The sequence below is a fragment of the Nitrospina gracilis Nb-211 genome, assembly GCF_021845525.1.
Classification (GTDB): domain Bacteria; phylum Nitrospinota; class Nitrospinia; order Nitrospinales; family Nitrospinaceae; genus Nitrospina; species Nitrospina gracilis_A.
The window spans coordinates 59,437-84,655 of sequence record NZ_JAKJKD010000001.1; the positions used below are offsets into that span (position 1 = coordinate 59,437).

Genomic DNA, 25,219 nt, shown 5'->3' on the forward strand with positions numbered 1-25,219 from the left:
AGGCCATAAGAACTATGATTTTCAGGAGTTTCGGCTGATTCCGCTGGAATGAGGTTGTGTTGAAAACCTGTGTGTGTGTCATATCCGGGTTTCCTTTGAAAACAGTTCAATTACCATATTAAATGTTGCATAGCTCGTGCCAAACCCGGGGCAAGCTGGAGCGCTTTTAAGCACCTCATTCAATTTTTAATCGCTAATGGAAACGATCCGGTTTTCCGATATAAATGGGGTTCGTTTCACCCGATATTTTCTGCCGATTTGCGGTGAATTTTCAGACATTTATTTATGATAAATCATACAATATTTGGATAGGGTTGGATGAGGGTTTCGCTTGAATTCGGGTCGAGGATATGTCGAAGAAGATTGAATCGGTTCTGGTAATCGGACTGGGCAAAGTGGGTCGGCTGGTGGGCATTTTGCTTCACGAGTCGGGATTCAACGTGACGGGCCTCGATAGTGAATCCCATGAAGATCTGCCGTTCGCGGTGCGGCAGACCAACGCCACGCGGCGGGCGACGTTGCAGAAACAGATGCGCGGCCACGACGCGGTTGTATCGTGTCTGCCGTATCATTTGAATGCGCTGGTGGCGGAGTGTGCGCACGCCGGGGGATTGCATTATTTCGATCTGACCGAAGATGTGGCGACCACCGCGGCGATCCGCACCATGGCCCGAAAGGGTAAAGGAGTTCTGGCCCCGCAGTGTGGGCTGGCCCCGGGATACATCAGCATCGTCGGGGCGGAGCTGGCCAAGACCTTCAAGCAACTGCGGAGCATCGAGTTGCGCGTGGGGGCTCTGCCGCAGAATCCCAGCGGTCTTCTGGGTTACGCCTTCAACTGGTCGCCGGAAGGTGTGGTCAACGAGTACCTCAATGATTGCGATGTCATTCAGGACGGACAACGCGCGCAGGTGCCGGCCATGGAAAACCTGGAGACGGTGGTGATCGACGGCGTGCAACTGGAGGCCTTTTCCACCTCCGGCGGCCTCGGTACCATGTGCGAGACTTACGATGGAAAAGTGGAGCGGTTGAACTACAAAACCATCCGCTATCCCGGCCACAACAAGCTGATGCGGTTTTTCTTCAACGAACTGCATCTGCGCAACGATCGTAAGATGGCCGGGGAAATTCTGGTCCACGCCAAGCCGCCGGTCAACGACGACGTGGTGTTCGTGTATGCGGCGGTAGAAGGCTGGCGCAACCAAAAGCTGGGGCGAACGGAGTTTGTGCGCAGTTACTATCCGAGAAAAATCGCGGGCAGTCACTGGCGCGCTATTTCCTGGACCACCGCCGCCTCGGTGTGCGCGGTGGTCGAACTGGTATCCCAGGGCGACCTGCCGCAAAGCGGATTTTTAAAACAGGAAACCATCCCGCTGGATTTGTTTTTCAAAACCAAAAACGGCGCAATGTACGATGAGAAGGGGTCCCGGTCCGGAACCGATTTTCCCGAGTTCGAAGCATGAGAAAATCCAATGGCTGGATGCGGCCGACCCCGGTAGAGATCATGATTTCCAAGACGATTTGTGGTCCAAAGGAGACGGTGATGGCGATTTTCGAGAAGGCCGCGCCTGAAATGCCGGAGGCCCACTCCATTCTGCCTGCGGGCGAGCCGGACGGGTTCGTGTTGGAATCGGATTTTTCCCGGGAGATCCTGGACAACCCCGGGCGCGCGGCTCTGCGGGACCGGACGAACCCCATGGGAGGCGGGCCGGTGCCGCTTCAATCCACCCGCGTGCTGTTCGCCGAGGACTCACCGGAACAGCAGGTGCTGATCAAGTATTACATGAATGCGTTTCCGTGCATGGTGGAGTTTGCAAGCAACGGCCAGGAAGTGATGGACAAGTTTCAAAGGCAGTCCTTTCCCTTCGTTTTCATGGACATGCGCATGCCCAAAATGGATGGGCTGGCCGCCACCCGCGCCATTCGCCAGCTGGAAACCGACCAGAAACGCCTGCCGTCGCGCATCATCGCGCTCACCGGCATGTGCCGGGATTCCGATCTGGAAGCCATCCGTCAGGCGGGGTGCGACGGGATTCTGACCAAACCCTATACCAAACTGGAGTTTATGAAAACGATGAAAGAGGTCCTGCAGATTCCCTGATCCCGAAAAATGTAACCCTGCCTGAAAGCTGACAAAAAAATCACCCCAAAATAAATCTTTTTGCCCGTTTCTTCCTCTAAAAATATAACCTTGGACAGGTCAACCCATCGTATTCCAATCTTTATATACTCCCACTAATTTTTATTTATTTTGGAGAGGAGAGTCATGCCTGAAAGAAAATCATCTGCACGCTGGAACGGAAGTCTGAAAGAGGGAAAAGGAACCATGAAACTCGGTAGCGGTGCCTACGAGGGTCCTTTTTCGTTTCCTTCCCGGTTTGAGTCGGGAGACGGCACCAACCCGGAGGAATTGATCGCCGCCGCGCATGCGGGCTGTTACTCCATGGCGTTTTCCGCCACCCTGGGCAAAAGCGGTTTCACGCCCGAGTCCGTGGCCACCACGGCGACGGTTCATCTGAACCAGGTTGAGGGAGGCTTTGGCATCACCAAGATCGATCTCGTTATGGAAGCCACCATTCCGGACATCGACGACGCCAAGTTCCAGGAACTCGCGGAAGCCGCCAAGGTGGGTTGCCCGGTATCCAAGGCGCTGGCGGGTCCGGAGATCACCCTTCAGGCCACTCTCAAGAAGTAACGTTTTTTTCAGCTCCAAAAAAACCCCGGAAACGAAAGTTCCCGGGGTTTTTATTTTTGGTGCGCCGCGGGTGCCCCCCTGGAATTAGTAATGCCTAAACGGGCGTTTTAAAAATTTGCCCGGGCGGGTGCGGTTCCGGTTTACAATGAGCCCGGCGAAGGCGAGCCGGATGGCAAGTTCAATTTAGCGATAGAAGGTGTCCATGAGCGATGGCAAACAGATCTGGGTTCTGGTGGAAGTGCTGGCGGGTGCGGTGAAGCCGGTCAGCCTGGAAGCGCTTCATGCCGGCACAACGCTGGCAGGTGAACTGGGTGCGGCGGTGACCGCCGTGGTCTGCACGGCTCCGGGTGTGGCAGTGCCGGAGGCGGTCGCCACCAATGGCGCCTCGCGCGTCCTTCACATTCAGCATGCGGCACTGGAGGCGTTCAACAGCCTGGCCTTGATCGAGGCGCTTGCCCCGCAGATCCAGGCGCAGAACCCGGAGGTGGTGATGATGGGTGCGACCAACCACGGCAAGGAACTGGCCCCGGCATTGGCGGCCAAACTGGGGGTGGGGCTGGCCACCGACTGCATCGCCCTCGACGTCGAAGGTGGCGTGCTCAAGGCCCGCCGCCCGGTGTATGCGGGCAAAGCACACATCACCTTCCAGTTCGGCGACACCCGGCCTTGTATTCTCACGCTCCGGCCCAACGTGTTCCGCTCCGGCGAAACCCCTGCGGGCAAAACCGTGCCGGTGGAGCCGGTCACCGCCGAGATTGCGGGCAACGGCCTGCGCCTGAAAGTGAAAGAGGTGGTGCAAGCCGCCGGACGCAAACTGGACATCACCGAAGCGCGCATCATCGTCTCCGGCGGCATGGGCATGCAGAAGCCGGAAAACTTTTCTTTGCTGGAAGAGCTGGCCGAAGTGCTGGGCGCGGCGGTGGGCGCGAGCCGGCCGGTGGTGGACAACGGCTGGCGCGAGTACTCCAACCAGGTCGGGCAGACGGGCCGGACGGTTTCCCCCGACCTTTACATCGCCTGCGGCATCTCCGGTGCGGTGCAGCATCTGGCGGGGATGTCCTCCTCGCGGTGCATCGTCGCCATCAACAAGGATCCCAACGCGCCGATTTTCGACGTCGCCGATTACGGCATCGTGGGCGACGTGTTGGAAATCCTCCCCGTCATGACGGCGGAGTTCAAAAAAGTCCTGCATAAGTGATCCCGCCGTGGACGCACTGATCGCCGACCTCCTGCGTCACCCCAACCTGCAACTGCCGGAGCTCGCCGACCCCGCCGGTGTCGCTCAATCCCTGTCCCGATTCCTTCGCCTGTGGGAGAAATGGAATCCGAAAATCCAGCTTACCTCGGAAAAAGATGCGGTGGAGGTGCTGCGCCAGCATGTATTCGACTCCCTGCAATACGCCCGCGCCATGACTCCCAGCGAGAAAACCCTGGACATTGGCTCCGGCGGCGGGTTTCCCGCCATCCCGCTCAAAATCCTGTTTCCCGGCCTGCCGCTCACCCTGCTTGAGAGCCAGCGCAAAAAAACCGGGTTTCTGCATGCCGTGGGCGCGGAACTTCGTTTTCAGGATTTCCAGGTGGTGAACGCCCGGGCGGAAGAAGCAGCGGCCGACCCGGCTCTGGCGGGGTCCTTCGATTGCGTCACCTACCGCGCCGTGGGGTCCACCGTCCAATGCCTTGCATGGGCCCGGCCGTTTTTGAAACCCGGCGGGCGGGTGGTGGTCAAAAAGGGACTGGAAGAAGGGGAGGCCGAGGTCCCGGCTAACGATCCCTTCGTTTTGGATCGCGCCATTCCCATATTCGGTCACGACGGCAAAGAATCACGGCTCCTCGTATTCCGCCTCCAGGCCTGAAATTTCCCTGCTCAAAGCCGTAAAAACCCAATAAATCATTATGTTAAACCTCATTTCCCTCCCATGTTTCACGTGGAACACCGGGCCACGACCGGAGGGGATATGAGTGAATTAAAGGGAAATCCGAAGCGCGGAACGTAGAATGGGGCTCAGCCCCCATGTGGGATATGGGGGGCCAAGAGAGAGGAATTGGCCCGGTGATGGAACCGGTTGAAATCGCGTCACAAGCCAACTGGCCGGGTTTTTCAATTGGCGAGGCCTAAAAATCCATGCTACATTGATTCCAATCTCACCTTGGAGGCTATCCTATGGCTTCAATCATCAGCATCGCCAACCAGAAAGGCGGCGTCGGCAAGACCACCACCGCCGTGAATCTGGCCGCCTGCATCGCCCTCGCAGGCAAAAAAGTCCTGCTTGTGGACATCGATCCGCAGAGCAACGCCACCAGCGGCCTCGGTGTCACGCCCAACGGAAACGGCGGCATCTACGACCTGCTGATGGGTTCGGCCAACCTGGACGACGTGGTCCACGACACGGAGATCGATACCCTCAAAATCGTCCCCGCCACGGTGGATCTCGCTGGAGCGGAAGTGGAACTGGTTGGCGTGGAGCATCGGGAATCGCGCCTCAAGCAGGCGATCCAGCCTGCTCTTGACCGTTTCGATTACCTGGTCATCGACTGCCCGCCGTCGCTCGGCCTGCTTACTTTGAATGCGCTCACCGGGTGCCACTCGGTTCTGGTACCGATGCAGTGCGAGTATTATGCGCTTCAGGGATTGAGCCATTTGATGAAAACACTGAAACGCGTCAAGCAGGCGCTCAACCCGGACCTGCGCATTGAGGGCATCCTGCTCACCATGTACGACGCCCGCACCAGCCTCACCCGGCAGGTGCAGGACCAGGTGAAAAAATACTTCAAGGATTTTCTGCTGAACACCGTCATCCCGCGCAATGTGCGGTTGAGCGAAGCGCCGAGCCACGGTCAGCCTGTGGTGCTGTACGACAGCCGCTCGAAAGGCGCGGATGCGTATGTGGAGTTGGCGAAAGAAATCATCGCCCGCACCCGGCGGGGCAACCCATCTTCCAATATGAGTGAGGTGACGCCATGAGCCGCAAAGCTTTGGGCAAAGGCATCGACGCGCTGTTCGGCGATGCACCGGCAGGAACCGGGTCGGCGGTATCGACCGCCGATGTCCAGGAGGTGCCGCTGGAACAGATCGTGCCCAACACCAACCAGCCGCGCAAGGAGTTCAACGACGAAAAACTGAACGAGCTGGTGGAATCGATCAAGCAGAACGGCGTCATCCAGCCCATCGTCGTACAAAAGCAGGGCGAAGGCTACCAATTGATCTGTGGCGAACGCCGCTGGCGCGCCAGCCAGTTGGCCGGAAAGAAAGGCATCCCCGTTGTCATCCGCGAAGTGAACGACACCGAGTCACTCCAGATCGCGCTCATCGAAAACATTCACCGCCAGGACCTGAACCCCATTGAGGAAGCCGAGGCCTACCAGCGGTTGATCCAGGACTACGGCCTGACCCAGGACGAGGTGGCGCAGAAGGTCGGCAAGAGCCGCGTAACCGTGGCCAACACGTTGCGCCTGCTGAAACTGTCGAAAGCGATCAAGGACGATCTCATTGCTGAGCGGTTGAGCATGGGCCACGCCCGGGCGCTACTCGCCATCGGCAGCGAGCGCGACCGCGAAGACGCCCGCCAGCAGGTGGTGAGGAAGGGCATGACCGTGCGCCAGTTGGAACGGCTGGGCCAGCGGCTCAATCAGGAGCCCGCCGCCGCTACTAAAAAAAGCGCCCAAAAAGACATATTTATAAAAGACCTCGAAAAGCAGTTCGAGCGCAAGCTGGGCACCAGGGTGCATGTGAAGGCGGGCAAGAAGGGTGGCCAGGTAGTCATCCAGTATTACAACAATGATGATTTACAACGTATTCATGATATGATAATCAAGTAATTGAAAGACATACGATTATGGGAATATTCGATTCAAAACCAGTATCTAGCGGAGGAGGCATGGCGAAGCCAGTGGAAACCAACAAGGACATCAAGGCCTACATGGGCGAGGAGACGCATTTCAAAGGAACCCTCAGCTTCACCGGCACCGTACGCATGGACGGTCAACTGGAAGGCGAAGTGCAGACGCAGGACACGCTGATCGTCGGCGAAAAGGGCATCGTGAAAGCGGACATCACTGCGGGCACCGTCATCTGCAAGGGCAAGATCTACGGCACCATCAAAGCCAGCCAGCGCGTTGAGATCCACGCCAAAAGCGAGATGGTCGGCAACATCGACACGCCCTCGATCTTCATTGAAGTCGGCGCCATCTTCGACGGCAACTGCAAGATGGGAGTCAGCGAAAAAAAGGTGGTGCCCCTGGTGAAGGATGACTCGGCTGAAAAAACCGGCACCGACAACAAAAACTGACCGCGCCTCCTTTTTCCGGGGACCCCGCCGCATCCACACCGCCCGCGCCCGGATCGTTCCTCATCAGCGCCTCCTTAACCCGTTGAAATCCAGTTAGTTATTGAGATTGTGCGGGTGTGGCCGTACAATGCGGGGTATGGCCAGCCACGAGGACGGTTCCTTATATATAGTCAGCACGCCAATCGGCAACCTGGGCGATATCACCTATCGCGCGGTCGAGACTCTGCGCGCGGTGAAACTCATCGCCGCCGAGGACACCCGCCGATCGCGCATCCTGCTCGACCATTACCAGATCGCCACGCCCCTCTCCAGTTTCAACAGTTACAACCAGATCAAAAAAGCGCCCCAGTTTATAAAAGCCATGCAAGCGGGGGAGGACGTTGCGCTCATCTCCGACGCCGGCACGCCCGGCATTTCAGATCCCTTGTTCTATCTCGTTGGGCAGGCTTTGGAGGCGGGCCTCCATGTGGTGTCGATACCCGGACCGTCGTCCGTGATGGCGGCGCTCACGGTGTCGGGTTTGCCCATCGATCGATTTTCCTTCGCCGGGTTTCTGCCGCGCAAGAAACGGCGGAAGGCGACGATTGAGTCGCTGGCGCAACTGCCGGGAGCGGTGGTGCTGTTCGAGTCGCCCAATCGCCTGGAGAAAACGCTGGGTGAACTGCTGGAGGCGTTCGGCGACCGGCCGGCGGTGATTGCCCGCGAGCTGACCAAACTGCACGAGGAAATTCTGCGCGGGTCTTTGCAGGAACTGGTGGCGGCGCATCGTGGTAAAAAATGGAAAGGCGAGGTCACGCTGGTGATCGCCGGCACCGGCCGCGGCGGGAAAAAAGTGGAAGAAGGGGAAGAGGAAAGATTTTAGAAAAGTTCGATAAAGCAGTTTTGTCAAACTGGAGTCTCCGCATTTCATGTCCATCATTTCGTTCATCGGCCCGAAAGGGGGCATCGGCAAGACGACGCTGGCGATCAACACCGCCGCCGCGTTGACGCGGGTTTTGGAATCGACGCAGTCGAACCGGCCCATCTGCCTCGTCGATCTCGACCTGCGCCTGCCCACCATCGCCAGCCTGCTGGACAGCCACCCGGCGCGCAGTTTCTACGACCTGTTCGAAGCCTTGGCCAACAAAACGTATCAGGTCGATTTCCTCCGCGCCGTGTACCAGATGCTGTCCACCTTCCGCAGGTACACCGAAGGCACCATCGAGGCGACCGACCCGCAACTGCAAAAACAGTACAGCCGCTACCAGACGCTCAAGACCGAGCTGTTTCATTTCGGCGGATTCGAATTTGCCGACACTCTGCACGAATTGTTTCTGCGCCGTGGCGAGGTGCAAACCCCGGCGCAACTGCGCGAGGTGGCGGACCTCGTCCATGCCATCCCGCTCGACCGACTGCGCGCCATCATGATGAAGGCGGACGCCGGGTCGCGCCCCGATCCCGAAGACTACATCAACCACATCGAGGAGTACGGATTCTCGCTGATTGGCGGCGAGGTGCCGATCCTCGGCAAGCGTGAGCACAGAAAGCGCATCAACCAGCCGGAATTTCTTCTGCTGTTTCTCGACTTTCTGCGCGGCGTGTTCGACCGCTTCGAGCATACGATTCTCGACACTCCGGCGGGCGGGGTCAATCATGTCTCATCGCTCATCTGCCAGATCGACCAGGTGGCGTTCGTCTTCGACCTCAGCAACACGCTTGCCATCAATGGAAGCATCGACGCGCTGCACACGTTCATCGACTATTACGAAGACTTCAACGCCGACTACGCGCGCGGTCAATTGACGGGCATCGAAAAGGCCTACATCGAGCGCGTGCAGGCGAAGGACGGCAAGGCGGCGGTGTATGAGTCGATGAAGAACAAACAACTCGGTCTCGTGTTCAACCGCCTCGAGGATTTGAAGGAAGTGCCGCCGGCGCTCGACCGCCTGCGCCAGTACCTCGACACGCTGGACAAGTACCATCAGTACAAAAAGCGGATTCACATCCTGGGAATGGTACCGCAGAATAAGGTGGTGAACATCACCAACAATCGCGGCTCGCTGTTTTACACCATGGACTCGGCGCTGGCGGGCCGCATGGACCAGATCGCCCGCGGCCTGTCGTCGAACATGCAAAATTGCCCGGCGCTGGACGAGGACGACCGCGTTATACTGAGCTATCTGGAGAAATACAAAACCAACTCCCGCTTCCGCGTGTTTGGCGGATGAGCGGTAGAGTAGCGATTAGTTTTTGGTATTAAAAGATTGAGGAAAGCCACCCTCACCCCAGCCCGTCACTCCGTGAGTGCTCCCATCGAGGGAGAGGGAGCTTTTAATGTACCTTCTCCCCTGGTGGGAGAAGGTTAGGATGAGGGGGAATGATGAACATTTCCTCTAATATTAAATAGACACCACAATGGCGCAGACATCCAAATTAAAAATCCTGACGATCGCCGAATACAACCTGATCGCCAATAAAGATCCGTTCGGCAGTTACGATCGCAAAACGCGTGAGAACCTGGACGCCATCCGCGCCAAGCTGTCGGCCAACGCGCCGCGCCTGTCCGACCTCGAACGCCGCCTGCACGACAAGTTCCAGGACGCCCGGTTCCAGGCGCTGGAGAAAAAGGAAAACCAGGTGCGGAGCGAAGTCACCCGCTACCGCCTGTCTTCGCGCACCCGCCGGGCGCTGGCGTGGTCGGGTTCCGCTCTCGCCGTCACCGTGCTCGGCCTGTGGTTCGTCTATGCGCTGGTGCTCGACGCCGCCACGCAGAAGCGCGTCGATTACATGATCTACGAACGGCTGGGCCAACTCGGCATGGCTTCGCCGCAGGAGGTGAAGAAGATCAAGGGCGAGCTCGATAAACTGGAGCGCGACCTGGTGGTGACCAAAAAGAAAAACCAGGAACTGGTGCAGATGATCGACCAGATGATCCAGAACAACAAGGTGCCGCAGAATCTGCAGGTGATCGTCAAACGCATTTACGACGACCCGCGCACCAAGTACGTGAAGAAGAATGGCACCACCGAGTTGCTGTTCGATGGCAAACGCATCGCAAGGTATTCCACCAAGGCGGAGAGCTGGTACATCCTCGGCATTCTGGAGACCGGCATGCTGAAGATTTTTTACAACGACGAGGAGATTCTGGAGATCCCCGCCATCTTCGGCCGCAAGGATGAAGAGACGCCGGTCGGCGAGTACGAGATCGAGAACAAGCTGTTCAAACCGACGTGGTACAAGAAGGAAGACGTGAACGGCAAGACCATCGTGCGCGCCATCCCGTTCGGCGACCCGGATCATGAGATCGGCCACTGGTGGCTGGGCATGAAGCGGCTGGGCAAGCCGGTGCCCGGCAGTTACGGCATTCATGGTGTGAACGTGGCGCGCACCAACGAGTTCTTCAAAAAGAATTACGACCACCGCGGCGGCAGTGCGGGCTGTCCCAACATCCAGGAATGGAACCTCGACTTCCTCGCCCACGTCCTGCCCAAAGGCACCCCCGTCCACATCGTCCACGAAGAAAAGTGGAGCAAGTCCGCCTGACCGGCCCACGGCCGGAGGGAACAGAGCCAACACTTTTGTGGATCACTTGATAAGGTCATATGACTGAACGATGGTCGTGTGTCGTTCGGTCCTCTTTTACAAGGAGGGATTGACGGACGTTCGCCCGCCAATTTCCTGTGGTCGAGACCCGATTTTATTTGCCCCGGTGGGCGGCAGGCAGTACAATCTCGCCTTAACTTATTGTTTCATTTCTTATTATTCGGGCCGTGCAAATGAAAAAACCGTGGAGTGGCAGATTCGAGCAGGCGACCGACGACCTCATGATCCGGTTCTCGCAATCGGTGTCGTTCGACCGGCGGCTCTACGCCTACGACATTCAAGGCTCCATCGCCCATTGCAAAACCCTGCAGAAAGCGAAGCTGGTGACGTCTGCGGAATCGAAAAAAATCATCGGCGGCCTGCAGGCGATACTGAAAGAAATCGAGAGCGGCCAGTTCGTCTTCAAGCAGGAACTCGAAGACGTGCACATGAACATCGAAAAGCGGCTGATCGAAAAGATCGGTGCCGCCGGCGGCAAACTGCACACGGGACGAAGCAGGAACGACCAGGTGGCGCTCGACCTGCGCCTGTACATGCGCGACGAAATCCAGCACATCGAGCAGTCATTGAAACGGCTCGGCCGGACGCTGATCGCACAGGCAAAGAAACACGTCAACACGATCATCCCCGGCTACACGCACCTGCAACGCGCGCAACCGGTGTCGCTGGCGCATCACCTGCTCGCCTATGTCGAGATGTTCGCGCGCGACCGCGCCCGCTTGCAAGACGTGCTCAAGCGGGTGAACGTGATGCCGCTGGGATCGGCGGCGCTGGCGGGATCGGGTTATCCCCTCGACCGCCATTACACGGCGCGGCTTTTAAAGTTCCCGGCGGTCACGCACAACAGCATGGATGCGGTGAGCGACCGCGATCACGTGGTCGAGTTCCTCGCCGCCGCGTCGTTATTGATGGCGCACTTGAGCCGCCTGTGCGAAGAGATCATCCTGTGGGCGAGCAGTGAGTGGAAGCTGGTGGAACTCTCCGACGCGTTCACCACCGGCAGTAGCATCATGCCGCAGAAGAAGAACCCGGACGCGGCGGAGCTGGTGCGCGGAAAGACGGGACGGGTGTACGGTCATTTGATGAATCTGTTGACTCTGCTCAAGGGCCAGCCGCTGGCCTACAACAAGGACATGCAGGAAGACAAGGAACCGCTGTTCGATGCGATCGATACCGTAGGGACCGCACTCGACGTGTTCGACGGCATGATGAAGTCGGCGCAGTTCACCGCCCCGTCCATCGCCACGCTGGAAGCCAGCGGGTTTCTGACGGCGACGGAGATCGCCGATTACCTGGTGTTGAAAGGCATGCCGTTCCGTGACGCGCACGAAGTGACCGGCAAGGCGGTGGCCTATTGTCTGAAACACAAGAAGGGGCTGAGCGACCTGTCGCTCGACGAATTCCAATCGTTCTCGCCCAAATTCAAAAAAGACATTTTCGATTACGTTTCGATCGAAGGCGCGGTGGACCGCAAGAACGTCTATGGCGGCACGGCGCGCAACCAGGTGCGTGAGCAACTGAAACGTGTGACTCAGGAATGGAAGTAGGGAACGTCATGCGCATCACCCAAAAAGGAATCGGGTGCCGGTTCCTGTTGATCCTGTTGCTGGCGGGGATGGTGTTTTCCGCCTGCGGACGCAAAGGGCCGCCGCTCCCGCCGCTCAAACAACCCGTGGTCGAGACCGAGGCCCCCGAAAGCCAGCCTCCGCCCGAACCGGCACCGACGCCGGAACAGAAGGACAGCGAGCAACCGCCCGCCGTGCCGCCCTACCCTTGATAGAACCCGCGCCGCCTGAACCTCCCCCTTTGTTCAGCGGTCCGTTAAAAACCGCCTCTTTTCCGCAATCCGCGCCCCTCTCTCATAACCTCCAAAAAATCAATCAGATGGTTGCATTTTTATGGAGACAGCTAAACGGATTTCGGTTATAATGCTTACCTAATCAACTTCATAAGAATCAATAGCTTATAAACAGGCCTCGAAACGCCTCTTTTATAAGTGTTGAAATTTCAATGACTTTTTAATTAGCCCGGATAGGCATAGGAAAACCTGGTTTTCTGCACCTGAATTATTCACCGGTAGTGGGAAGGATGCGAGAATGAACAACGACGAAGTGGCTTTGTATTTGAACGAACACCCGGAGTTTTTCAACGATTACCCGGAGCTGTTGACCCGGATCAAAACCATCGAGGAAAGCGACTTGCCCGTACAGCCGCTCAAGACGCTCAGCATCGCCGACCGCATCCTGCGCCGCGTTCAGCAGGACAAGGAACACATCAAGGGTCAGTTGGAGTGGTTCATGGAAGTGGCGGAGTGCAACGAGCGCATCCTTGAGCACCTGTTCGAGATCGAGCGCATCTGCCTGTACAGCCACAACTTCATTCAGATGGCGAGCGAGATCCGGAGCGAGATCATCAAGCGCTTCGGCATCCACGGCGTGATGATCTGCCTGGTGGACGGCGCCGATCACTTCATCGCCTCCAACCTGCCGCAAAGCTCGACGCGCGACGGCGTCGAAAGCCTGCGCCTGATCGACCAGGACACCCTGCTCGACTGGTTCCAGGATGGCTGGGGCCCGGTCATGCGCAACAATCTGGAAGCGGGATCGGACCTGTTCTCCGAAACCGACTCCGGCCCCATCCGCTCCGAAGTGCTGATCCCCATTCCCCTGCACGGCAAGATGGCCGGTGCGCTGTGTCTGGGAAGCGTCGACCCGGCGCAGTTTCACGAGGGCCTGCGCACCGACTACCTGGAGCGCACCGCGGAGAAGCTGGGCATTGCCATCGACAACGTACTTTTGATGGAAGGAATGAAAAATCAATCGTTGTTGGATCCGGTCACCGGACTGTACAACGAGTCGTACCTGAACACCGCGGTGAAGCGCGAGTTCGACCGCGCAAGGCGTTACGAAAAGAGCCTTTCCTGTGTCAAATTGCAGATTGACTATTGGGATGATCTCATGAATACTTGTGATATAGACAGGTATCAAATTCTCGTCGAGATCGGCCGCATTCTCCAGCAAAATTCACGCGATGGCGACCTGCTGTTCCGGGTCAACGAAGGTGATTTCATGGTGCTTCTCCCCGGAATTTGCGGCGACGCCGCCTGTCAAATGGCCAACCGGCTGAAGTCGGACGTGGAAGAGGTGCTCAACCCCGGTCCGGCCGACGCATTTCTAAAAATCAACCTGCGGATCGTATCGTACCCCGACAGCGAGATCGTCAATTACGACGATTTCGATTACGCGTTGTCGGTGATGGACGGCATTGGTCCCGAAGAGAACAGCGAATTCCTGACAGCATGATCACACACGCACAACCCGGCGACGCCGAAGACATTCTGAATTTGATCAACGACTACGCGCAGTCGGGCATCATGTTGCCGCGTACGCTGGGCGATGTGATTCAAAACCTGCCGCAGTTCCGCGTGTACCGGCAGGACGGACAGGTGCGGGGTGTGCTCGCGCTCAGTTACGGCGCCGAAGGTCTGGTGGAAATCCGCTCACTCGCCGTGCACCGCGACCACGCGCGCACGGGCATTGCCAGCCGCCTGATTGAAGGCGGCATTGAAGACGCCATCCACGCCGGGTATTCGCACGTGTTCGTGCTCACCTATGCTGTGCCGCTGTTCAAACGCTTTGGGTTCGAGGTGATCGACAAAAACCGCCTGCCGGAAAAAATCTGGAGAGACTGCAAGGTGTGCCCGAAGCAGGAACGGTGCGACGAAACCGCTATGATCCGGCCGCTGGTGTTTGCACCGGTGGTCGAACCCGTGCTCGAACCGATCACTGAGCCTGCTGTGCTTGCGGAGCCGGTCACCGGCATGGAGCAGCCGGCGGCGGCGTAAACAGGGCGGCGGCCCCCACCGGGGCCATCAGGGAGGTGACGCATGATCAATTCCTTGTTTTCCTCGCTTTCCGGACTCAATGCGGCCAGCCGCAAATTGCAGGCCAGCGCCAACAACCTCGCCAACGTACAGACCCCCGGATTCAAAAGCAGTCACGTGACCCTCGCGGACAATGCGTCCGGCGGTGTGCGGGTCTCCGGCGTTGCACGCACCAGTTTGCAGGGTCCGCTCGTCCCGACCAACAACCCGCTGGACGTGGCGGTGCAGGGCAATGGTTTTTTGCAGGTCGCACTTAGTGGCGGCGGTACCGGCTTCACCCGCCTGGGCGCGCTCAAGATCGACGGCTCCGGCCGGCTTGTCACCGCCGACGGCAATCCCCTGATTCCTGAAATCACCATTCCCGGCAACGCGCAGGTGGTGAGCATCGGTTCCGACGGGAGTGTCTCCGCGCTGGTCAACGGCCAGACGCAAACGCTGGGTCAACTGCAACTCGCCGGATTCCAGAATCCCGCCGGACTGAACTCTATAGGCAACGGCCTGTTCACCGTCAGCGGTTCATCGGGACAACCCATCATCGGCAGTCCCGGCACCAACTCGCTCGGCACCCTGCAATCGGGAAGCCTTGAGTTGTCGAACGTGGACATTACGGAAGAGATTGTGCAACAGATTCTCGCGTCCAACCAGTTTCGCGCCAACGCCAGCGCCATTCGCGCCGCCGACGACATGGCCGGCACGCTTCTCGACATTACGGCTTGAAAAGCATCCGGCCAGGCAGTACCATTCGGTAACACTTCACTCCATTCATCCTTTCGCCTCACGTTCGCATGAGTCTCCTGGAACGGGACAACATCAATTACCTGACCCACGTCGAACAGTTTTTTCTGACGCTCAAGGGATCGGGCCTGTCGCTTTCCGCCAGCGACTACGACCTGATCACGCAGTGGGAAACCCGCCGGGTGCCGGTGGAAGCGTTGTGCCGCGCCATCGAAACGGCGTACCGCACGGCCACCCAGCAGTCGCGGTCGGCGTCGCCGCGTGTGTCGCTCACCGCCATGCGTGAACAGGTGGAAGACGAGCTGGGAAAGGCGGCGCGATGACCCGCCCCCGCACCACGTCCGCCAAAGTCTGCAAAGCCTGCCGCGGCAACCATTATGTGTTGAGCAACCGGGACGGCCGCCTGAGTGCGGCAGTGTGCGAATGTTTCCAGTGTGAGGTTTGCCACGGACGCGGCCACGTGTTTGCCGAAGACGAAACCGGGGTGTCGTTTCTTCAGGAATGCGAATGCGCCGGGTTGCAGAAACGTCTCAATCGGTTCAATGACGCCAACCTGCCGGGCAAGTATCTCGAAACCCAGTTCGACACCTATCATCCCATCGGCTCGCAGACCAACAAGCTGGCGCTCAGGATCGCACGTGACTTCGTGAAGGACTTCGATCAGAAACCGCAGTGCGGTCTGCTGTTCATGGGCACGCCGGGCGTGGGCAAAACGCATCTGGCGGTGAGCATTCTGAAAGCGCTGTTGTTGGAGAAAGGCGTGTACGGCAAATTCATCGATTTCTTTCAACTGCTGTCCGACATCCGCCACGGCTATTCGCAGGACCTCTCCGAGCAGGCGATCATCAATCCTTTCGTGCACGCGCCGGTTCTGGTGATCGATGAGCTGGCGAAGGGACGCAATACGGAATGGGAGTTGACGATGCTCGACCAGATCATCTCCAACCGTTACAACGCCGCCGACAAGGTGACCATCTTCACCACCAATTACACCGATGAAGTTTCGGAACCCGACCGCAAAAGGAAATCGAAAGACACGCATGTGGAGTTTTCCCGCAGTGATACATCGAGAAGCTGGGCGGGGGAGGAGACGCTGGAGGACAAGGTGGGCGACCGCATCTTTTCGCGGCTGGCGGAGATGTGCCGGTTCGTTAAAATGGAAGGCGAGGACTACCGACGCGCCATGGCGGGGAAATCCGCACCCCGCTCACCGGGTGCGGGGAAATAAAAAAGTAGTAGAAAGAAGGCGGATTGCACCTGCGGGCAACAGGGTGAATCCTAAATTGGACCCACGGACCATCGACAGCGAGGAACGCATTACCCACCTGGTGCTTCCTGCAAAGAAGAAGGGCCGGATGCGGTCAGCATCCGGCCCTTCCCCTTACATCGCGGAAGAATCACCAACCCTTAGGAGGTTGGTTGGTAGAGGATGGATCCCCCGGTTCAGGCAAGTGAACCCGGATCAATCCTCCAATGCGTATTCGTCTGGTTCCTGTAGCGGATCGTTTTTGACCGCGGGGCGTTTGCCTTTTTTGCCCTTGGGCGCACGGTTCTTGTCGTCAAATACCTTGCCCCAATATTCTTTGCTTAATTTTTTAGGAGACAGTACTTTTTTGACGTTGCCGTTTTCGTCGAGAACTTTAACCGGATAGAACATACGGATCCCTCCTCTTTTTGGGGTCCGGAACTCCTGCTCAAGACCGTCTCGGTAAGGCGCGTTCAATTTAAGAAACCGTCCTACCTCCCCAGATTGAAAGGGGTTCGCAATTACACCCACAAGTGCTAAATAATGAATTTATTTGTATCCTCTGGTATTGTGATGCAAAGAACCTTGTCAGGATTCATCCTATGTCAAATAATTTATATACTTTGAGAGTCGTTTTCAAATTTTTGCTCATAATGGGGCTTTTTTCCACAGCCTTGGTGCTGAACGCCTGCGAGCGGGAGCTGAAAGAGCACAAGGTGCCGCCCGCCATGGTGGAAAAACTGGAAAAAAAGAACGATCCGGCACTTCAGGCCAAGGCGGTGGAAGGGACGATCACCCTGGGTGAGGGTCAGACCCCGATGGTGACGCCGTCGGCGGTGGTCTTCCTTTATGCCCGGCCGCGTGGAGTGGAGGGTGGCCCTCCCCTGGCGGTGAAAAAGATCAACCTGTTCAACTTTCCCATGGAATACTCGCTGGGGCCGGCGGACGTGATGATGCAGGGGACCAGTTTTGACGGACCGCTCACCGTGTCGGCGCGGCTGGACCTGGACGGCGACCCCAAGGCGCGGCCCGGCGATCTCGAAGGGCGCATCGATGTGGAGCCGGGCAACAAGCAGGCGCACATCGTGCTGGGTGAGCAGGTGCGCGGCGGCAAGGAGATCACGGGGACGTTGTCCTTGACTCCGGAGTTGCAGAAACGCCTGCCGGAAACACCGGTGTTGTTCATCCTGGCGCGGCCGCATGGAGTGACGGGGGGAGCGCCTTTGGCGGTGAAGCGTGTCATCGGCGCGCAGTTTCCGTATGAATTCCGCATCGGCCAGGCGGACGCCATGTTGCCGGATACGGAGTTCGACGGCGCCGTCACCCTGCTGTTCCGGCTGGACAACGACGGCAATCTGAAATCGACCCCCGGCGACATGGAAGGCCAGATCGACGCCAACGCCGGCGACACCAATATCAATGTGGTGATGGAAACGATTGTCGGCGGCTAGCCCGCCAGGCGGGCGGCGAACCGGACTGCGTCCGGAGGCAATGGGGTGGATTTTTAAAAGGGCGTACTGATCATCGTTCGCCTATGCATTTCGAGCAGGCCCTTACTTACAGGAGTTGGCGACGTTGCTTCTCCTCGCAGAGGAGCATCGTTCGCCCGCAAATCGGGCGGACCATTGTGCAAAAGAGCTGGCGACGTTGCCTGGCCGCGCTTGCGGCCTATTCGTTGCCGAGGCCGAACAGGTCGTCTTCGTAGAGTTCGTTGAGGGTGAGGGTTTCCTCGTTGGGCGGCGGGTTTTCCAGGTCGTGGAGGTCGAGCTTCGCCCATTCCTTTTTGATCTGCGTCTTGCTCAGGTAATGGACCGTGCGCCGGTTCGGCGTGGATTCGTTGCGTTCTTCCTGCATGACAACCTCCCGCGAAACTGAAATTAAAATCCCTGCTCCCGGTTGGCGCCCATGAAGCGGCGGCGCTTGTCGAAGTACTGCTGATGGTAGTCTTCGGCGAGGTAATACGGCCCCGCCTCGGCGATCTCCGTCACGATGGGCGCGCTGTACTTGCCCGACTGGTTGAGCCGGTCCACCGTCTCGTGCGCGATCCTCTCCTGCTCGGGTGAGTGGTAAAAGATGGCGGAGCGGTACTGCGTGCCGACGTCCGGTCCCTGCCGGTTGAGCGATGTGGGATCGTGCTCCTGCCAGAACACGTTCAGCAGTTCCTCGTAAGAGACCACGTTCGGATCGTAATGCACGCGCACGACTTCGGCGTGCCCCGTCTCGCCGGTGCACACCATGCGGTAGTTGGGGTTTGGCACGTGACCGCCGCTGTAGCCGACGGAGGTGTGGGTGACGCCGCGCACCTGGCGGAACGCGTGTTCCACGTGCCAGAAGCATCCAGCGCCAAAGGTGGCTTGTTCGGTATTTTGGGTCACTGCCTGCGGTCTCCTTGTTGCAAGATTACTGCATGACAACGTGCCATGCAAGCAAACCATTTTTCAGGGTCAGGGGGCAGGCGGGGTTCCCGGGCGAGCGGGTTGGGGAGCCGTTGAAAAAGACCGTGTGCGCCGCCACGCCACCGTGCCCAGCCCCACCGAAACCAGCAGAGACAGGTAGCAGAACCAGTCGCCGTAGCGCGAATACAGGGTGGCGGGGCCGGTCCGGGGCTGGATGTTGGCGATCAGGACCTCCCGCTCAAACAACTCCGTCGTGGGGGCGATGCGCCCCAGCCGGTCCACCGCGCCGCTGATCCCGGTATTGGCGGCACGCACAATCGGTACACGGTTTTCGACGGCCCTCAGGGCGGCCATGCTGATGTGCTGGTACGACGCCGCACTTTTGCCGAACCAGGCGTCGTTGGTGATGTTCACCAGAAACTGCGCGCCATTGTCCACCGGACGCCGCACCAGGTCGGGAAAGGTGATCTCGTAACAGATCGACACCGCAAACTTGTAACCGTTCAGAGAAAGCACCGTCGCCTCTTCGCCGCGGCCGAAATCGCCGATGCCCACCACCAGCTTGTCGAGGAAGAACAACAGGGACTGCCACGGGATGAACTCGCCGAACGGCACCAGGTGAATCTTGTCGTAGCGGCCCTTGATGTTGCCGTTGCCGGACAGTAGATAGGCGCTGTTGTAGGAGACCCACTTGCCCCCCTGCTGTTCGGCGCGCGGGCTGCCAAACAAGAGCGGTGTGTCGAGTTCGTCGGCGAGCGTCACCACCGCCGTGGTGCCTTCGAGATCGTTCAGAAAATAAAACGGCGTCACCGCCTCCGGCCAGACGATGAAGTCCGGACCGCTCACCGCCGCCTTCATCGTGAGTTCGCGGTAGGTGTCGAGGATCTGTTGTTTGTACTGCGGGTCCCATTTCATCTGTTGCGGGATGTTACCCTGCACCAGCGCCACCTTGAGCGGCTTCACCGGTTTTTCCTCGTGCGCATTCATCACCGACCAGCCATAAGCCAGAACCAGCGCGTAGAGGCCGAACATCGCCACCGACACGTGCGTGCGGTAAAGCCGCCACGGCGCCTCCTGGCGCAGGCGCGGGTGGAACAGGTAGAACAGCCCGGCGTTGACCCCCACGATCAGAAACGAGATGCCATAGACGCCGGTGAGGTCCGCCATCTGCAAAACGGGCAGGTTTAGGTATTGCGAGTAGCCCAGCCCCTGCCAGGAAAAACCATACTCCAAATGGGTGGAGCGCAGGTATTCGAGCGCCGTCCACAGGAAGGGGGCCAGCGCGATGAAGAAAAGCGGTTGATTGCGGCTGAGTTGGACTGTCAGAAAACAGAAAATCGCCATGTAGGCGCTCAGATAGCCCGCCAGCAGAAAAAGGATGGGCCAGGCAATCACGGTGGGGATGTTTCCGTAGTTGACTAAAGTGTTCGTCACCCAGCTCAGGCTGAGGCCGTAGAACACCATGCCGGCGGTGAATCCCAGCAGGGCGGCGCGTTTCGGCGTCTGGATGAAAACCGCGAAAAACAAGGGGATGAGCGCCCCCCACGCGAGAAACTCCCAATCCATTCGCGGGAAGGAGAGGGCCAACAGCACCCCGGTGGCCACAGCGAGGCCGAAAAACTTCATCGACACCTTAGCGAAAAAGGGTTAAATTACGGTAATTCCAAGATATAATGACAAACTGCGAATTATATGGCGAGGAAAATATGACCCTCAAGACTGAAGCCGACTGGGTCGATCACTTCAAAAAAGTCTGCATTTGTAGAAGCATTACGGGTGGCACCATTCTGAAAGCCATCCAGGACGGAGCGCTGTCTTTTGAGGCGCTCAGGCGGGCCATCCGCGTGGGCACCGGCAACTGCAAGGCCAAACGGTGCCGGCCGAAGATCGAGGATAAGCTTCACGCCTACAAGTGTGCGCTGGAGGTGGAAGCGAAACGCAACAAGGAGAAAGCGCAGGAAGCCCCCGCTTCCGCCGACACCCGGTCGAACTCCTGCGACGGCGGTGCCTGCAATCCCTGACCCTCTGTCCGCATCACCCCCCTGCCCTTTAGCGGCACACCGATTTGGTTTCACACCGACCCGCCCAAACAGGCGGGATTTTTTTTGCCCGAAAACTCCAGAAACGATTTCCGTTATTAGGAGTGCGCCCTCACCCCAACCCATTAGTCCGTGAGTTCTTTCGTCAAGGGAAAAGGAGTGTTTAAGGTTCCTTCTCCCCTTGCGGGAGAAGGCTAGGATGAGGGGGTTGCAATGAGACCTTCCACTCGCACTTTTCCAACCGCCTTCTTCAGCCGCTCGTGCGATTATCCGGGAAAAACATATCTGAGGCAACTTGAGTCTTGCAAAATCATTGGATGAGTTGGTTGTGAGTCGTTGTTTGATTGCACGGGTTTGTGTAAGTGTTTGATAGACTCCCGACTAATACCAGTTAACCCACGCGTTCAAACTCCAGGCTAAATGTAGACTTTCCTAATTTTGTGGCCCAGATACCGGGATTAAAACCTCCTTGCTTGATCAAATCCAAAATCACCACTTTATGTTCTTTACTTATTTGTGCGCCAAGATAGACATTCTTTATCTCATCACCATTTAGAATTAACGACTCACCATCATTGGGCGGCTGGATCTTGGCCCAAGACACAAGGAGGGATCTGAATTCTTCTTCGTAATTCCAGATTTCCGATTTAACCAATAGTGGTTTTAAATCTGACGCATCATTGGAAGGTGGGTAAATAACCTTAGGATATTCTTTTACATATTGAACTTTAAATGCAGAAGATATCGGTCCTTTTGTAGCGTCAAACTCGACGCAAAATCCCTTATGGGCATCCGCGTAATGTGACCAAAATAGAAGGTTCTCTTTTCGACTGGTAAAACAGCAGATTCTAACTTCTGCAAATATCCTATGTATCGTATCAAATATAATTTTCTGGAAATTTTCTGAATCTTCCATTTCCTTGGAAACTATTTCTTCAGCCTCTTTTTCATCGCACCCATGTTCCACTGCAACCTTGATAAGGTGCTGTCGAAGGTTCTCAATCTCGTTGACATCTTCGGGCCAATTGAAATGCGGCTTGCATTCAAACGGGTCATTAAATTGGGAGGGAAGAGAGTGATAAAGTTTTCGCTTAATAAAGAGATATTCTAGATGTTCGACTCGATCCAAATCGATTTTGTAAAATCTAAACAGCGAACTGATGCCGCACTTATCAGGAAAGGGGTGGGACTCGGAAAATTTTTTGGGTAATAATGATTCAGTCATTTAATACAGTACCTCCGTTCGGTGAATACCAGCACAGGGCACAAATATCATTTTTATCCCCCTCATCCTAACCTTCTCCCCAAGGGGAGAAGGGACCGGGAGACGCCCGGGGGAAATGAGTTGTATTTGGGATGTGCTCACGGACCATCGTTCGCCCTCAAAGCATTAACCTGTTTGCCTCAGGCCGCGCCTGCCCCCTCTCCCCTTGGGGAGAGGGTTGGGGTGAGGGGGAATGATGTTTACCTCTTTTTCAGATTCTCCATGATCACCTGCACTACGCCTTCCTTGTTTTTCAACACCTCGTCATTCCAGAACCGCAACACGCAATACCCCTGCGACTCCAGCCAAGCGGTGCGTTCGGCATCTTTTTCGCTGTCCATGTGTTGACCGCCATCGACTTCGACGATCAAACGTTTTTCCATGCAGACGAAGTCAGCCACATAGTTTCCAAGCGTGACTTGCCGCCGGAATTTGTGGTTGGTGATTTGGCGATTGCGCAGGGTGGTCCAGAGCGCGCGTTCGGCATCGGTGAGGTTGCGACGGAGGTGTTTACTGAAAGGAGAGAAGTCCATGAATCCCCCTCATCCTGGCCTTCTCCCGCCAGGGGAGAAGGGATCGGACTGCGTCCGGAGGCAACATTATGAATTTGGAATACGTTGGAATGGCATCACTCATTCCCCATCTCTTTTACCCATTTGCCGGGGACCATGCCCCCTTAAAGCAAACTCAGCGCTTTCTGAATCCGGTCTAAACCTTCTTCGATGTTCTGGAGGGAGGTGGCGAAGGACAAGCGCTGGTTGGCGTCGGCGCCGAAGGCGATCCCCGGCACCACCGCCACCTTCGCTTCTTCCAAAAGAAAGTCGGCGATGTCCATCGATCCGTTCAGCGTCTTGCCTTTGTACGTCCTGCCATAGTACGCGGAGAAATCCGGGAAGCTGTAGAAACTCCCCACCGGCTTGTAACACGTCACCCCGTCGATCGCCGCGTAGCGGTCCATCAGCACATTGCGCCTCTGCTGGAAGGCATCGACCATGCTGGCGATGGCGCTTTCCGTTTTGGCTCCGGTGAGCGCCTCGACGCACGCCGCCTGCGCGATGGAGGTGGGATTCGACGTGCTCTGCCCCTGCAGTTTGTTGACCGCTTTCACGATGTCCGCCTCCGCCGCCAGGTAGCCGATGCGCCAGCCGGTCATGGCGAAGCATTTCGACGCGCCGTTGATGACGACGGTGTTCTTCTTCATCTCTTCGCTGAACGAGGCGATGCTCACGTGCTCGAAGCCGTCGAACACGATCTTCTCGTAAATCTCATCCGACACCACCATCAGATTGTTCTTGAGCGCCACTTCCGCCAGCGCTTCCAGCTCGGTGCGCGTGTAGGCGGAGCCGGTCGGGTTCGACGGGCTGTTGATGATCACCGCGCGCGTGTTCGGCGTGACGGCGGCTTGCAACTGCTCCGGCGTGATTTTGAAATCGTTGCTCTGCGCGGTTTCGACGATCACCGGCGTGGCGTCGGCCAGGGTCACCATCTCCGGATACGACACCCAGTACGGCGCCGGCACGATCACCTCGTCGCCCTTGTCCCACAGCACCATCGCCAGGTTGTAGAACGAGTGCTTGGCGCCGCAGGAGACAATAACCTGGTCGCGTGAATAGGTGAGCGCGTTGTCGCGTTTGAATTTTTCGATGATGGCGTCTTTGAGTTTGTCCGTGCCGCCGACGGGCGTGTAGTACGTGTCGTTGTTGTGGATGGCGTCGATGGCCGCCTGCTTGATGTTCTCCGGCGTGCCAAAGTCGGGCTCTCCCGCGCCGAAGCCGATCACGTTGTCGCCCTGTGCCGACATGGCTTTGGCCTTGGCGGTGATGGCGAGGGTCATCGACGGTTTGATGTTCTGGATGCGTTGCGAGAACTTCATAGCGGCTGAACCTTTGCGAATCCTTTCAACACGGCTTTGGGGACCATCTTGCTGACATCGCCGCCGTGCTTGGCGATTTCCTTCACGAAACTCGAACTCAAAAACGAAAACTCCTGGCTCGGAATCATGAACACCGTTTCCAGTTTGTCGTTGAGGTTGCGATTCATCAATCCCATCTGCAGTTCGTACTCGAAGTCGGAGACAGCGCGCAGACCCTTCACGATGATCGACGCTTTCTTGCTGTCAGCGAACTCCGTCAACAGGCTGCCGAAGGGATGGACCTCGATGTTTTCGTACTTCTTTACAGCGTCCTGAATGAAGGCGACGCGGTCCTCCACCGTGAACAGTGGATTCTTTTTCGGGTTCAGGGCCACTGCCACGATCAACTTGTCGCACAGGCAAAGGGAGCGCTTCATGATGTCGAGGTGCCCGTTGGTGACCGGATCGAACGTGCCCGGATATATGGCGATGCGTGATCGTCTCATCGACAGAAAGGGGAGTTGAAAAAATGGGGATTATAACTGCATTCCCAGCCAAGGGAAATGCCAAATCCACGATGACCGGGGAAAAAACATGGGGGAAACGCGCCGAAGACCGAGCCTCGGATCAGCCAAACTCCTATTATGGAGAAAGCGGGGGTTCCGTCGGCATCAGGGGTATTTACCTATATATTAATAGGAAATCATTTTTTATATGTAGGAATATGGTGTTTTTTTTCGGATTCAACGTCCCTGGCCGCTGGATTAGATATAACTTATTATTTTAAAAATGGTTATATTTTTATTGCTGATTTTTCAATTATTTTTTCCTATTTTTTGATCCTTTTTCAGGAAATAAAATCCGGCCTGCTTTGATGGGAAAAGACGAATTTAATCTTGCGCTACTATTTTTAAAAATAAGTTAAATGCCTATTTTAAAAGAATTTTATGTGTTTCAGTCAATCTGGAGCTCATGATATTTATGGTTTTTATATAGGAAAACAACTTGGTTTTTGATTTAAATGCTTGTTTTTAAAAGTTATTTTTGTAAAATGAGGCGTTTTTGAGGAAGGTTGTGGAAAAGCCGGAATTTCAAGCTCTTTTTTGCTTATATTTTAATCAATTTTTACCCCTCTATGGGGGCGGGAAATTTTTCAAATAGGCTTGATAAAAAGGGTTTGACAAGGCATTTTGATTTGCGTATAAAGAGGCATGCACGAATCTATGGGGGCGGGAAATTTTTCA

28 protein-coding genes are annotated in these 25,219 nt (G+C 56.8%); 20 read left to right on the forward strand and 8 right to left on the reverse strand.

Annotation, left to right across the window (positions count from 1 at the left end):
* Nucleotides 1–350: 350 nt before the first annotated feature.
* From J2S31_RS00340 to J2S31_RS00425, 18 genes are all read left to right on the forward strand, one after another.
* On the forward strand, nucleotides 351–1,460 hold the full coding sequence (locus J2S31_RS00340; RefSeq protein WP_237097049.1) for a saccharopine dehydrogenase family protein: 1,110 nt from the start codon (nucleotides 351–353) through the stop codon (nucleotides 1,458–1,460).
* Nucleotides 1,457–2,098, forward strand: a complete 642-nt coding sequence (locus tag J2S31_RS00345) for a response regulator (protein ID WP_237097050.1) — start codon at nucleotides 1,457–1,459, stop codon at nucleotides 2,096–2,098. The genes J2S31_RS00340 and J2S31_RS00345 overlap by 4 nt, the downstream gene beginning before the upstream one ends.
* A gap of 165 nt (nucleotides 2,099–2,263) precedes the next feature.
* The gene (locus tag J2S31_RS00350; RefSeq protein WP_272908454.1) at nucleotides 2,264–2,692 is read left to right on the forward strand and encodes an OsmC family protein; all 429 of its coding nucleotides are present in this window, start codon (nucleotides 2,264–2,266) and stop codon (nucleotides 2,690–2,692) included.
* Nucleotides 2,693–2,894: 202 nt separating this feature from the next.
* On the forward strand, nucleotides 2,895–3,890 hold the full coding sequence (locus J2S31_RS00355; protein WP_237097052.1) for an electron transfer flavoprotein subunit alpha/FixB family protein: 996 nt from the start codon (nucleotides 2,895–2,897) through the stop codon (nucleotides 3,888–3,890).
* Nucleotides 3,891–3,897: 7 nt separating this feature from the next.
* The gene (gene rsmG / locus J2S31_RS00360; RefSeq protein ID WP_237097053.1) at nucleotides 3,898–4,545 is read left to right on the forward strand and encodes a 16S rRNA (guanine(527)-N(7))-methyltransferase RsmG; all 648 of its coding nucleotides are present in this window, start codon (nucleotides 3,898–3,900) and stop codon (nucleotides 4,543–4,545) included.
* A 308-nt stretch (nucleotides 4,546–4,853) separates the two neighbouring features.
* Nucleotides 4,854–5,654, forward strand: coding sequence for a ParA family protein (locus J2S31_RS00365; protein WP_237097054.1), 801 nt, complete (start codon nucleotides 4,854–4,856; stop codon nucleotides 5,652–5,654).
* Nucleotides 5,651–6,508 carry a ParB/RepB/Spo0J family partition protein gene (locus J2S31_RS00370; protein WP_237097055.1) on the forward strand — a complete coding sequence of 286 codons (858 nt, stop codon included), beginning with the start codon at nucleotides 5,651–5,653 and terminating at the stop codon, nucleotides 6,506–6,508. Before J2S31_RS00365 ends, J2S31_RS00370 begins: the two co-directional genes overlap by 4 nt.
* A gap of 59 nt (nucleotides 6,509–6,567) precedes the next feature.
* Nucleotides 6,568–6,978 carry a bactofilin family protein gene (locus tag J2S31_RS00375; RefSeq protein WP_237097056.1) on the forward strand — a complete coding sequence of 137 codons (411 nt, stop codon included), beginning with the start codon at nucleotides 6,568–6,570 and terminating at the stop codon, nucleotides 6,976–6,978.
* Between the two features lie 136 nt (nucleotides 6,979–7,114).
* Complete coding sequence (rsmI, locus tag J2S31_RS00380; protein WP_237097057.1) at nucleotides 7,115–7,840, forward strand: 16S rRNA (cytidine(1402)-2'-O)-methyltransferase; 726 nt, start codon at nucleotides 7,115–7,117, stop codon at nucleotides 7,838–7,840.
* Between the two features lie 46 nt (nucleotides 7,841–7,886).
* Complete coding sequence (locus J2S31_RS00385; RefSeq protein WP_237097058.1) at nucleotides 7,887–9,185, forward strand: ParA family protein; 1,299 nt, start codon at nucleotides 7,887–7,889, stop codon at nucleotides 9,183–9,185.
* A 187-nt stretch (nucleotides 9,186–9,372) separates the two neighbouring features.
* Nucleotides 9,373–10,500, forward strand: a complete 1,128-nt coding sequence (locus J2S31_RS00390; RefSeq protein ID WP_237097059.1) for a L,D-transpeptidase — start codon at nucleotides 9,373–9,375, stop codon at nucleotides 10,498–10,500.
* A 227-nt stretch (nucleotides 10,501–10,727) separates the two neighbouring features.
* A complete protein-coding gene (gene argH / locus J2S31_RS00395) occupies nucleotides 10,728–12,107 on the forward strand; it encodes an argininosuccinate lyase (RefSeq protein ID WP_371831624.1) in 1,380 nt (459 codons plus the stop codon).
* A gap of 8 nt (nucleotides 12,108–12,115) precedes the next feature.
* The gene (locus tag J2S31_RS00400) at nucleotides 12,116–12,337 is read left to right on the forward strand and encodes a lipoprotein (protein ID WP_237097061.1); all 222 of its coding nucleotides are present in this window, start codon (nucleotides 12,116–12,118) and stop codon (nucleotides 12,335–12,337) included.
* Nucleotides 12,338–12,656: 319 nt separating this feature from the next.
* Nucleotides 12,657–13,862 carry a DUF484 family protein gene (locus J2S31_RS00405; protein ID WP_237097062.1) on the forward strand — a complete coding sequence of 402 codons (1,206 nt, stop codon included), beginning with the start codon at nucleotides 12,657–12,659 and terminating at the stop codon, nucleotides 13,860–13,862.
* Nucleotides 13,859–14,404, forward strand: coding sequence for a GNAT family N-acetyltransferase (locus J2S31_RS00410; RefSeq protein ID WP_237097063.1), 546 nt, complete (start codon nucleotides 13,859–13,861; stop codon nucleotides 14,402–14,404). The genes J2S31_RS00405 and J2S31_RS00410 overlap by 4 nt, the downstream gene beginning before the upstream one ends.
* Nucleotides 14,405–14,446: 42 nt before the next feature.
* On the forward strand, nucleotides 14,447–15,160 hold the full coding sequence (locus J2S31_RS00415; protein WP_237097064.1) for a flagellar hook-basal body protein: 714 nt from the start codon (nucleotides 14,447–14,449) through the stop codon (nucleotides 15,158–15,160).
* 68 nt (nucleotides 15,161–15,228) lie between these two features.
* The gene (locus J2S31_RS00420; RefSeq protein ID WP_237097065.1) at nucleotides 15,229–15,501 is read left to right on the forward strand and encodes a hypothetical protein; all 273 of its coding nucleotides are present in this window, start codon (nucleotides 15,229–15,231) and stop codon (nucleotides 15,499–15,501) included.
* A complete protein-coding gene (locus J2S31_RS00425) occupies nucleotides 15,498–16,406 on the forward strand; it encodes an ATP-binding protein (RefSeq protein ID WP_237097066.1) in 909 nt (302 codons plus the stop codon). The genes J2S31_RS00420 and J2S31_RS00425 overlap by 4 nt, the downstream gene beginning before the upstream one ends.
* Nucleotides 16,407–16,640: 234 nt before the next feature.
* On the opposite strand, the gene J2S31_RS00430 is transcribed toward J2S31_RS00425, so the two are convergent.
* Entirely contained in the window at nucleotides 16,641–16,901 is a 261-nt protein-coding gene (locus J2S31_RS00430) for a hypothetical protein (protein ID WP_237097067.1), read from the reverse strand.
* A 176-nt stretch (nucleotides 16,902–17,077) separates the two neighbouring features.
* Between J2S31_RS00430 and J2S31_RS00435 the strand changes: the two genes are divergently transcribed.
* On the forward strand, nucleotides 17,078–17,875 hold the full coding sequence (locus tag J2S31_RS00435) for a c-type cytochrome biogenesis protein CcmI/CycH (RefSeq protein ID WP_237097068.1): 798 nt from the start codon (nucleotides 17,078–17,080) through the stop codon (nucleotides 17,873–17,875).
* Nucleotides 17,876–18,092: 217 nt separating this feature from the next.
* Here J2S31_RS00435 and J2S31_RS00440 read toward each other — a convergent pair whose 3' ends face one another.
* The 3 genes from J2S31_RS00440 to lnt all read right to left on the reverse strand — a co-directional run bounded on the left by J2S31_RS00440 (nucleotide 18,093) and on the right by lnt (nucleotide 20,446).
* Complete coding sequence (locus J2S31_RS00440; RefSeq protein ID WP_237097069.1) at nucleotides 18,093–18,278, reverse strand: hypothetical protein; 186 nt, start codon at nucleotides 18,276–18,278, stop codon at nucleotides 18,093–18,095.
* A 23-nt stretch (nucleotides 18,279–18,301) separates the two neighbouring features.
* Entirely contained in the window at nucleotides 18,302–18,799 is a 498-nt protein-coding gene (gene msrA / locus J2S31_RS00445; protein WP_237097070.1) for a peptide-methionine (S)-S-oxide reductase MsrA, read from the reverse strand.
* Nucleotides 18,800–18,868: 69 nt separating this feature from the next.
* Nucleotides 18,869–20,446 (reverse strand): apolipoprotein N-acyltransferase, encoded by a 1,578-nt coding sequence (gene lnt, locus J2S31_RS00450; protein WP_237097071.1) that lies wholly within the window; start codon nucleotides 20,444–20,446, stop codon nucleotides 18,869–18,871.
* Between the two features lie 80 nt (nucleotides 20,447–20,526).
* On the opposite strand from lnt, the gene J2S31_RS00455 reads away from it, so the two are divergent.
* The gene (locus J2S31_RS00455; protein WP_237097072.1) at nucleotides 20,527–20,841 is read left to right on the forward strand and encodes a (2Fe-2S)-binding protein; all 315 of its coding nucleotides are present in this window, start codon (nucleotides 20,527–20,529) and stop codon (nucleotides 20,839–20,841) included.
* A gap of 409 nt (nucleotides 20,842–21,250) precedes the next feature.
* Here the strand turns inward: J2S31_RS00455 and J2S31_RS00460 are convergent, their stop codons facing one another.
* From J2S31_RS00460 to coaD, 4 genes are all read right to left on the reverse strand, one after another.
* A complete protein-coding gene (locus J2S31_RS00460) occupies nucleotides 21,251–22,084 on the reverse strand; it encodes a DUF2971 domain-containing protein (protein ID WP_237097073.1) in 834 nt (277 codons plus the stop codon).
* 239 nt (nucleotides 22,085–22,323) lie between these two features.
* Complete coding sequence (locus J2S31_RS00465) at nucleotides 22,324–22,656, reverse strand: endonuclease domain-containing protein (protein ID WP_237097074.1); 333 nt, start codon at nucleotides 22,654–22,656, stop codon at nucleotides 22,324–22,326.
* Nucleotides 22,657–22,799: 143 nt separating this feature from the next.
* Nucleotides 22,800–23,996 carry a pyridoxal phosphate-dependent aminotransferase gene (locus J2S31_RS00470; RefSeq protein WP_237097075.1) on the reverse strand — a complete coding sequence of 399 codons (1,197 nt, stop codon included), beginning with the start codon at nucleotides 23,994–23,996 and terminating at the stop codon, nucleotides 22,800–22,802.
* On the reverse strand, nucleotides 23,993–24,481 hold the full coding sequence (gene coaD, locus J2S31_RS00475) for a pantetheine-phosphate adenylyltransferase (protein WP_237097076.1): 489 nt from the start codon (nucleotides 24,479–24,481) through the stop codon (nucleotides 23,993–23,995). The genes J2S31_RS00470 and coaD overlap by 4 nt, the downstream gene beginning before the upstream one ends.
* Between the last annotated feature and the right edge of the window lie 738 nt (nucleotides 24,482–25,219).

What these genes read in the sequence shown, in the direction of transcription:
- J2S31_RS00440 (WP_237097069.1), bottom strand. Translation starts at nt 18,278, where the DNA reads ATGCAGGAAGAACGCAACGAATCCACGCCGAACCGGCGCACGGTCCAT.
- J2S31_RS00400 (WP_237097061.1), top strand. Translation starts at nt 12,116, where the DNA reads ATGCGCATCACCCAAAAAGGAATCGGGTGCCGGTTCCTGTTGATCCTG.
- J2S31_RS00410 (WP_237097063.1), top strand. Translation starts at nt 13,859, where the DNA reads ATGATCACACACGCACAACCCGGCGACGCCGAAGACATTCTGAATTTG.
- J2S31_RS00405 (WP_237097062.1), top strand. Translation starts at nt 12,657, where the DNA reads ATGAACAACGACGAAGTGGCTTTGTATTTGAACGAACACCCGGAGTTT.
- J2S31_RS00415 (WP_237097064.1), top strand. Translation starts at nt 14,447, where the DNA reads ATGATCAATTCCTTGTTTTCCTCGCTTTCCGGACTCAATGCGGCCAGC.
- J2S31_RS00460 (WP_237097073.1), bottom strand. Translation starts at nt 22,084, where the DNA reads ATGACTGAATCATTATTACCCAAAAAATTTTCCGAGTCCCACCCCTTT.
- lnt (WP_237097071.1), bottom strand. Translation starts at nt 20,446, where the DNA reads ATGAAGTTTTTCGGCCTCGCTGTGGCCACCGGGGTGCTGTTGGCCCTC.
- J2S31_RS00385 (WP_237097058.1), top strand. Translation starts at nt 7,887, where the DNA reads ATGTCCATCATTTCGTTCATCGGCCCGAAAGGGGGCATCGGCAAGACG.
- J2S31_RS00355 (WP_237097052.1), top strand. Translation starts at nt 2,895, where the DNA reads ATGAGCGATGGCAAACAGATCTGGGTTCTGGTGGAAGTGCTGGCGGGT.
- J2S31_RS00435 (WP_237097068.1), top strand. Translation starts at nt 17,078, where the DNA reads ATGGGGCTTTTTTCCACAGCCTTGGTGCTGAACGCCTGCGAGCGGGAG.
- J2S31_RS00375 (WP_237097056.1), top strand. Translation starts at nt 6,568, where the DNA reads ATGGCGAAGCCAGTGGAAACCAACAAGGACATCAAGGCCTACATGGGC.
- J2S31_RS00420 (WP_237097065.1), top strand. Translation starts at nt 15,229, where the DNA reads ATGAGTCTCCTGGAACGGGACAACATCAATTACCTGACCCACGTCGAA.
- rsmI (WP_237097057.1), top strand. Translation starts at nt 7,115, where the DNA reads ATGGCCAGCCACGAGGACGGTTCCTTATATATAGTCAGCACGCCAATC.
- J2S31_RS00340 (WP_237097049.1), top strand. Translation starts at nt 351, where the DNA reads ATGTCGAAGAAGATTGAATCGGTTCTGGTAATCGGACTGGGCAAAGTG.
- J2S31_RS00425 (WP_237097066.1), top strand. Translation starts at nt 15,498, where the DNA reads ATGACCCGCCCCCGCACCACGTCCGCCAAAGTCTGCAAAGCCTGCCGC.
- coaD (WP_237097076.1), bottom strand. Translation starts at nt 24,481, where the DNA reads ATGAGACGATCACGCATCGCCATATATCCGGGCACGTTCGATCCGGTC.
- J2S31_RS00350 (WP_272908454.1), top strand. Translation starts at nt 2,264, where the DNA reads ATGCCTGAAAGAAAATCATCTGCACGCTGGAACGGAAGTCTGAAAGAG.
- J2S31_RS00345 (WP_237097050.1), top strand. Translation starts at nt 1,457, where the DNA reads ATGAGAAAATCCAATGGCTGGATGCGGCCGACCCCGGTAGAGATCATG.
- J2S31_RS00470 (WP_237097075.1), bottom strand. Translation starts at nt 23,996, where the DNA reads ATGAAGTTCTCGCAACGCATCCAGAACATCAAACCGTCGATGACCCTC.
- J2S31_RS00390 (WP_237097059.1), top strand. Translation starts at nt 9,373, where the DNA reads ATGGCGCAGACATCCAAATTAAAAATCCTGACGATCGCCGAATACAAC.
- J2S31_RS00465 (WP_237097074.1), bottom strand. Translation starts at nt 22,656, where the DNA reads ATGGACTTCTCTCCTTTCAGTAAACACCTCCGTCGCAACCTCACCGAT.
- J2S31_RS00370 (WP_237097055.1), top strand. Translation starts at nt 5,651, where the DNA reads ATGAGCCGCAAAGCTTTGGGCAAAGGCATCGACGCGCTGTTCGGCGAT.
- J2S31_RS00455 (WP_237097072.1), top strand. Translation starts at nt 20,527, where the DNA reads ATGACCCTCAAGACTGAAGCCGACTGGGTCGATCACTTCAAAAAAGTC.
- J2S31_RS00365 (WP_237097054.1), top strand. Translation starts at nt 4,854, where the DNA reads ATGGCTTCAATCATCAGCATCGCCAACCAGAAAGGCGGCGTCGGCAAG.